Genomic DNA, 7,686 nt, shown 5'->3' with positions numbered 1-7,686 from the left:
TTAGTGTCACTACCATTCGCGTACAATTAAGAATTTAGAATGCAAAATTAATAACTTTTGGGAGTTTATGAGGGACAGGACTTTTCAAGTCACAAGATTAGAATCAGCCTTTTGTGACCCAAAATTCCACGCCCCTCGTGATTCTCCGTCCCTGAAAAAACCTAGTTCGTCAAGGGCTCTCTCAGAATATAAATCATAATTTGTAGTAAAAATATTAATTGGATTTCGCCTGTTCTTCCTTAATATCTTGAGATAAAATTCCTTATAAACGCCATTAACATCTTCACACTTCATGCCTTCAATTATCTCGTTACGTATAAAGCCTTGAACAACTTTTATCTTTTCATCAATTTTTGGTTCAATCTCGCTAACATGATTAACTGACCTTACGGAAATCATATAATCAAGCATACTCTCAAGGTTGCTCTCAAGATGCTGTTTAAGAGCTTCCCCTTGCACTGAGAAATCAGGATTTTCTTCAAAAAACTATTTAGCTAAAATCCACATCGTTGGTATGGACTTTTCGACCCTCTCTGTTACATAGCTTGAACAACCCGAACCAATTAGAAAATTGAGATTTTCAACTTGAAAACATTGAGCAAACTCCTTTTTCATATCATCTAATGGAACTAAATTTTGCGCTTTGCCCTTATAAAAAATAACATTCTCTGTTTTCATTTTCTCACCTCTCTATCTTTAGCGCTCTTATTATAAAACATATTTTCAGGTTCTTCTTATTATTTCCGACCATCCTGTGTTCTAGGACGGACACATATTTTTTAATCGTCTTAAATAGGTTATTAGCATTATTATCTTTCTCGTTTCCGCTTTAAAGCTTTTAAAACTGGTACATCTTGCTTCCCTTCAGGAATTATTGGATTGTCAGTAGGGAGGATTCCAGTAATCCCCAAGATATCATCATTCTCAATCTCCCATGCATCACAGATAGAAACACTTGTTTTTTTCTTCTTTATCATCAACTCGTAAATAATTTCAGGTTGGCTTGTTGATGAAGTCATTATAGCAGGGCAAATGTAATAATTATTAGCTTTAAATAGCGCTTTCTCGAACCTTAACAGATTAGCATTATTATCAACAGTCATAGTGTGTAACCGTGATGGTAGTGCTATAATTATAGGTTCATTTCCCTTTGATACTGGAAATTTAGTAGAGCCAATTACAACTCTATACCAAAATGGATTTTTTATATCAATACCTTTAATGATTTTTATACCGATTATGTCTTCATCATCTGTTTTGCCAATATTCTCTATCCACTCATCGAAAATTGCTTTGCAAATTGGTTTAGTGAAAATTGGAGCTAAGACTGGTGGTCTTGTTTCATCCATAAAAGTTAAGAAGATAACCCCTCTCCATTCACTTTTATTCCACAGAGAAATATTTATTGTAGTAGTTGTTTTGATATTTTCATGGCTTATATTTTCAAAACCCAAACCATCAGGAGGCATTGAGTAGTGAATCTGATTTGGTGTTTTATCATCTTTAGTTTCAACCGCTTCTACTACTTTTGTAGCATTCGATTTCTCTGTTCTCAGTGCAGGTAAAGAATCAAATTCTTCCACTACAGTCTCAAACGAAAATGTACTCTTACCTAGTATCTCCATCCCATAAAATACACTATTGGAAAATGTATGTGAACGACTAAGAGCTGAATCTTCTGTTATCATCTTTTCTATTTTTTGCATTTCAGATTTATATGGGAACATTATACTTGTCACCATCCCTAACAATTCAGTCAGGAAATTAGCGAACTGTTCTTGATCCTCAACAATACTTTCTTTCTGATAATCCCTATATATAATCTCAATCTCATTAGGCTTATTATGAAGTATGTCCCCTTTTATCAAACAATCCATACCAGAATCAAAATTTAAGTGAATTTTTACTATTCCAGCTAATGAAATGAGCTCTTTTGAAATACCTGTTCCAAAGAAACTTTCAATAGTTGCCAACATTGTGGCTGCGACCTCTACTTCTCCGTGCTCTACGGAATTCGAAATCCACACCTCGAACGAACAACCTAAAACTCGGGTTTTAAGTATATATGGTCTCTCAAATCCATACCATGGTTCATTGTTCATTTTTTCTATAGCTGGCTGATTTTTCCATTTTCCCATCAAATCATCAAAAGCTATTTTATCCCCATTTAAGTCTGCAAGAATATCTTCATCATAATATCCAAGTTCATATTTAATTGCTGCACTAGCAAAATGAAATCCTCTTTCCTTTAAATAAAAAGGAAACTTTTCTAGCTGTTTAATAACCTCAAATGGTGTTCTTAATATCTGTATTGCAAGTAAATAATCATAGTTAGCATGAGATTCTTCTGAGTTACTGATTTCCCCTGGATAAATATGTCTACCCAGATTTTCAAGAAAATCAAATTCACTAGAGTATATAATCTGTCCTAAACGTAGTTCTAAAAACTTCAAAGCATTAGCGGATATAAACATTGCAGGGTACACTTCACCGAATTTCATATATTGATTTAAGCAAAGACAAAAGTCATAATAGTAAAAGTTTCTCGCTGCCCAGAGTAGACCAGTTCTCTCAAAAATTTCTGCCATTTCTAGCACTGAGCTTATTAGATATTCTTTGTTTGACTCATTATAAAAACTCAATAAAGTACGACTAAAATATACTAATGCCTCATAGGGCTTCTCTTCTTTTATGAAATGTCCGCGTCTTGCTAACATCAATGCAGCTGTTGTTTCCTTCTCTTGTTGGCTCATAATCGAAATACCCAACTCAAACAGCTCATTATAACGCTTAGCCTCTTCTAATAATGGAAATTCTTGAATAACTCGGTTTAAAGGATATAGATCTAAATCTAGATGCCCGTTACTATCGTTTAGAACTACAATTAATTCTTCGACAATTTCATCAATGCTATCACCTAAAAAAAATCGTATTAACTGATAAGATGCTCTAGCCTCTATCGCAGTATTTGGCTTTGATGGATCACTTATAAATTGTTGATATTTTTCTTGAATTTTACTAGAATGTTCTTCAATTTCTAGTTGGCTTCTTATTGATATTGAAAATAAATTTAAATATAGCGTAATTAAATTGCTAAACAGGTAGACATTATCGCTAGCTATAGCAAGAGATTCATATTTTTTATAATACTCATAATAAGCTTCATCATCCGGATACCACCAATAAATTGTCCATGCTGCATCATAAATTGCATCAGCAACATCTATTCCAGTACCATATTCTTCCGAAAATCTTTGATATCTATCGATTAGTCCACAAATATGAGTTCCTGGGAGCTCAAGTTGTCTTGCTAGTATTAGGCTTCTTTTTGCAAGTGGAACATACCCTGATTGCTTAATACCAGGGTTTTTTATCTGTTCTTCAATCTTGTCTAGCTCCTGCTTTCGCTTATAATCTGTACTACCAATTTTCACTTCATCTTTGAAACTATCGGAAAGATTAAAACTATTTATCGCAATTTCCTTATTTGACGAGCTATTAAAAACTTTTTCGAGCAACCAAGTTCTATCAAGTACTCGCACATCTAAATTAAACTCTTTTCGCAATGAGTCTTCTGTATCAGCCCTTTTTTTATCTGATACGTATTGATTAGTCATGAAAAATACTTTTGTATAGTCACGTGCAACTGTTTCATTTACTTCAGCTATTTTTTTTACATCAGATTTAACTTTTGGCTTCCAGTCCTTTTTTGCACTTATCGCAAAAGCCCAACGCTCTTTACCACCTTTATCTCCCTTGCCATAATACCAACGCTCTGAAATCAACTCAGATACAGGATAAGTTTCACTATCAACTTTACTATCCCCACCACCAGTAGGTCCTGTTTGCGGCAATAAATTTGGGCATATTTCAACTTCTGCCAACCGTCTGCAAAATTTTTCGAACTCCTTTTCTAAGCCCTTACTTGTTAAAGTTTCAAGGTAAAAATCAAAAAAGTCTTGATCCAGCTTTCCAACCTGGATTGTTTTGGAGTCTGAAAACTGTTCAGGGTGAATTTTTCTAAAAAAATCTTTTTGTTCACTCAAAATAATCACCTCGTATCTTCAATAAAGTTGAATCGTGTTAATTTGAATTTTAGTATCTAAGCCCAGACTTATATTATGTTACCACTCAATATTGCACACCATTTTTGTACGTTGCATACCCTTATGCACAGTACCTATGAGGTTCATTAAATTGTATCATTTTCTGCATGATTATATCAATGTAGATCATTTTTATCTTGCCAAGATAAGTTTCTTGTAAAAGCTTTAGTACTTCAAGATTATCCCCTTTAATGTATAAATTTTCTGTATTATCAAAATCTACGCTTTCTTCTCTACAAGGGCGTAATGTTTTTGCTATTGGAGCATTTGCAGTAAGTATCGCTTGTCTCTTATCTAGCCAAGTGAACTGATAGCGTTCCTCGCTGCCTTCTACAATAATATTGGAAAGCTCTTGCTTAAGTACATCGAAATCAATAGCATATTCAATAATAGGTGTCCCATCCTCAATTTGTATATTACCCATTGGAGAAATTTGATTGGTTTTATCATTATACTGCCCTCCAAAGAAAATCTTTTTTCCTTCTAGTAGGCTAAGAAGTCTCTTAAAATGTTTGTTATTAATAATCTTAGGGTATTCTGTGTTGTTACATGGGGCTGTACCATTTCAAGTCACACGATTAGAGTCAGCCTTTTGTGACCCAAAATTCCACGTCCCTCGCACGTCCCTAGCCCATAGCAGTGTCAGGGTAACCCCTGGTTTTGCTAACTCCTTATGCATGTAAGCATAGTCTGGAGTTCTACGGGTGCTTTCATTTCTTCCAGGAAAGAATAAATCCTGAATTGCATGATTTGATAGTTCCTCTGGTAATGGCCAGTACAGTTCATGAATATCAGCAAGCCGATAGGTAGCGCTAATAGTATCTCTTGAACTGTGTACACTTGAAGCCACCTGGCGTTGGCTGTAACCGAGACTTTTCAGTCTCAAAATCTCTCGATAATTAACCATAATTATCGAACCTCCTTATAATCATGTCACACATAGGTGCGCAACATGATTATAAGCATAATTAATTATAAAAAAACACTGGCCCTGCAATTCGTAAACCTGGCCTTATTTTGCCGTGACGGTGGTCTTGGTTTACCGTGAAAGTGGACTTATTCGTTCGAAATATACAACTACCGAGAACTAAAACCACAACAAGTTATAGAAATCGTCGCGCAGGTATGCAATATAGATAATCCACATTTTATCAAAATAAAATACAATCATGAAGTCACTAACTTTAAGGCAATCTCAGTATTCCTAATGAGATGCTTATGTGACTACAGCTATAAAGAAATTGGGAACTTGACCCTTTCAAGAGTAGCCAGCCTCTCTAATAATGGATTTAAGCTACTAAGCAAGGAATCGAAATATAAAGATCTCTTGCCTAAGTTGCTAGAAAAGATCAGAGTCGCTTAACTGCATCATACATCCACATCATTCACACCACTAAATAATTGCCCATTCTTCATTATTAATTAACTATGTGGTATCTTTTCCATGTCTTTTTTTTGCTCTTTTTTCATATAATAAGATAGCTGAAAAGCATTTCTATCTTATTAATGATCATTTTTATACCATCATCCTATCAAAATAGTCAAATTATGTATCTAAATAGTAAATTCATGAAACATGTCCCCTAGGACTGCCCGCTAGATTGCGCCCATGCTGGGCGCACATTTATGAGAGTCCCTAATTTAGGGACTCTCTGTAAACTCTGGTCTACTTCAATGTACTGAACAATCTGTTTAATGCACTAGATGGTCTAAACATATGCACTTGTGGTCTGTTTCGAATGCAATGCTCATGACAGCGTTCTTCAATTAATCCATTTTATCAAAAATACTTAGCTGTTCAGTCGCCTCTTTATCTACTTTTACATTTTTTATTTTTACATCTTTTATGTTATTGTCTTGTTGCCCAAATGCTAATTCTTTAAATTTCTCAACTGATGACAAAGCAACTGCTAACAAACCTGTTTTATATAAGGAAACATAGAGAGCCACTGATCTCGCTTGACAATTAATGGACTTGTGTGGATTAAATTCAATATCTGTAAAGGCATCATATTGCACTACCTCTTTACTTAGTTCTTTATTATGAGATAATGTATTAGTATATAACCAGTCATAAAAAAATGTCTTTGGTTCAAGCTCCCATTTTCTTCCGAAACACTGAAAATAAAGTAATTCCCCGCTATTTTTAATTCTTGGATCTTTCTTTGCTTCTTTTGAAGTTTTATCATATAGATCTAAAAAAGGCCCACCTTTCTCAAAAACTTTACTTGCTTGAAATGCGGTTTCAACACTAAATTTTTTATTTTTTTTAGTTTTTATCATTAAGTTAAATGCACTTAAAGCTACACCTAATTCTTTATCTGACTTGCTGGAAATTTCTAACACATTTGAAGAAGGATTTTTTTCTTTAAAATTTTTATGAAACGACTCAATTGATCTTTGTTTTTGCTTCACCGAAAAACCTGGAAACCATTCAAATTCAATCTCCTGTATGCTTACATATCCTTTTTCTTTTACACTACTGATAAAGACTGGTCTCTTTGCCATAATTCCTCCTTATTTATCTCCAATACTCGTAGTCATGTCTTGGTTCATATAGCCACTTCTGTATTTCAACATTTACAGTATTGGGAGCATACTGTCTGTATTTATCACGTAAAATAGTATCTTCAAAGCAAACTGAGAAGATATATGAAGGTTCGACATTTCCAAATACTAATACCTCTGCTTGGGGATTGGTTGGAACAGCAGTAGGTAAATTCAACTCTCTCCTGGTTGGTTTATTAGGGAATTGATCATATAATCTTCTAAATGCTTGAATCCCTTTCCTCGATTCAATAGAGGTTTGAGTAATTGATGTACTGGCCGCATTCTCCACACAAAATGCACAATCCTTCTCCCATAATAATTCCTTTTTGATTCCTAATACAACCCAATCTAATTGTGGGTTTTGATATCTATACTTGTAGAACATTTTGTAATTTGGCACCTCAACGGAAAAACAGGAAGCGTTATGACAACCATCAAACCTGTAGGTATCATTCCAGTTATAAGCCATTCGTCTTGATTGCAAAACAGTAATTGGAAGGATTCCATGTTCAAAGATACTTGATAAGTTGCTCGCCTGTGTAAAATGTAACAAAAATCTAACACCATACTCATTAACAGCATTTCGCATATAAAATTCCCTCTTCCCAATATAGTAATTTATGGTTATAGTATAATTCTACTACAATGGGGTTTGCCCGTAAATGAAATTTACGAACAAAAAAGTGTTTAATAGATGAATTCCTGAACTATCATATTTCAGAAACTCAATAGGTAACGTTTGATGATTATATTTACATTTGTTAAACGTTTCATAAATTGAATTATAATCACCTTCAAGCCATGAACTCCAATCATTAACTTGGTTTAATTCCTTTCTATTTGAGATGCAAGAAATCAATTATTAATAAAGATATCGGATTTCTTATTCTAAAACTATTGTGATTTGAATATCACTATTACACTTTTGACATCTTCCCTTATTCTTAGAAGTAATCTTTATCTTTTCAACTGTTCTACATTTAGGACACTCATATTCGATTACTTTATCTATATTTTGTTCAAGTACTAT

At 33.9% G+C, this 7,686-nt stretch carries 7 protein-coding genes; all 7 read right to left on the bottom strand.

Features of this window, described 5'->3' with window-relative positions; genetic code table 11:
* Window positions 1-84: 84 nt before the first annotated feature.
* A complete protein-coding gene (locus tag Q7P22_RS13400) occupies window positions 85-459 on the bottom strand; it encodes a hypothetical protein (protein WP_303864928.1) in 375 nt (124 codons plus the stop codon).
* Window positions 460-486: 27 nt separating this feature from the next.
* Window positions 487-678, bottom strand: a complete 192-nt coding sequence (locus Q7P22_RS13395; RefSeq protein ID WP_303864927.1) for a hypothetical protein — start codon at window positions 676-678, stop codon at window positions 487-489.
* Window positions 679-809: 131 nt separating this feature from the next.
* Window positions 810-4,046 carry a hypothetical protein gene (locus Q7P22_RS13390; protein WP_303864926.1) on the bottom strand — a complete coding sequence of 1,079 codons (3,237 nt, stop codon included), beginning with the start codon at window positions 4,044-4,046 and terminating at the stop codon, window positions 810-812.
* A gap of 121 nt (window positions 4,047-4,167) precedes the next feature.
* Window positions 4,168-4,530, bottom strand: coding sequence for a hypothetical protein (locus tag Q7P22_RS13385; RefSeq protein ID WP_369695543.1), 363 nt, complete (start codon window positions 4,528-4,530; stop codon window positions 4,168-4,170).
* A gap of 141 nt (window positions 4,531-4,671) precedes the next feature.
* Window positions 4,672-4,956, bottom strand: coding sequence for a hypothetical protein (locus Q7P22_RS13380; protein WP_303864925.1), 285 nt, complete (start codon window positions 4,954-4,956; stop codon window positions 4,672-4,674).
* Between the two features lie 917 nt (window positions 4,957-5,873).
* Window positions 5,874-6,614, bottom strand: coding sequence for a hypothetical protein (locus Q7P22_RS13375; RefSeq protein WP_303864924.1), 741 nt, complete (start codon window positions 6,612-6,614; stop codon window positions 5,874-5,876).
* Window positions 6,615-6,627: 13 nt separating this feature from the next.
* Window positions 6,628-7,245 (bottom strand): DarT ssDNA thymidine ADP-ribosyltransferase family protein, encoded by a 618-nt coding sequence (locus Q7P22_RS13370; protein ID WP_303864923.1) that lies wholly within the window; start codon window positions 7,243-7,245, stop codon window positions 6,628-6,630.
* Window positions 7,246-7,686: the final 441 nt, after the last annotated feature.

Origin of the sequence: Alkalibaculum bacchi (assembly GCF_937875145.1) — a bacterium.
Lineage (GTDB): Bacteria > Bacillota > Clostridia > Eubacteriales > Alkalibacteraceae > Alkalibaculum > Alkalibaculum bacchi_A.
Note: the sequence above shows the minus strand (reverse complement) of the source record. Positions and strands in the feature narration are given on the sequence as shown.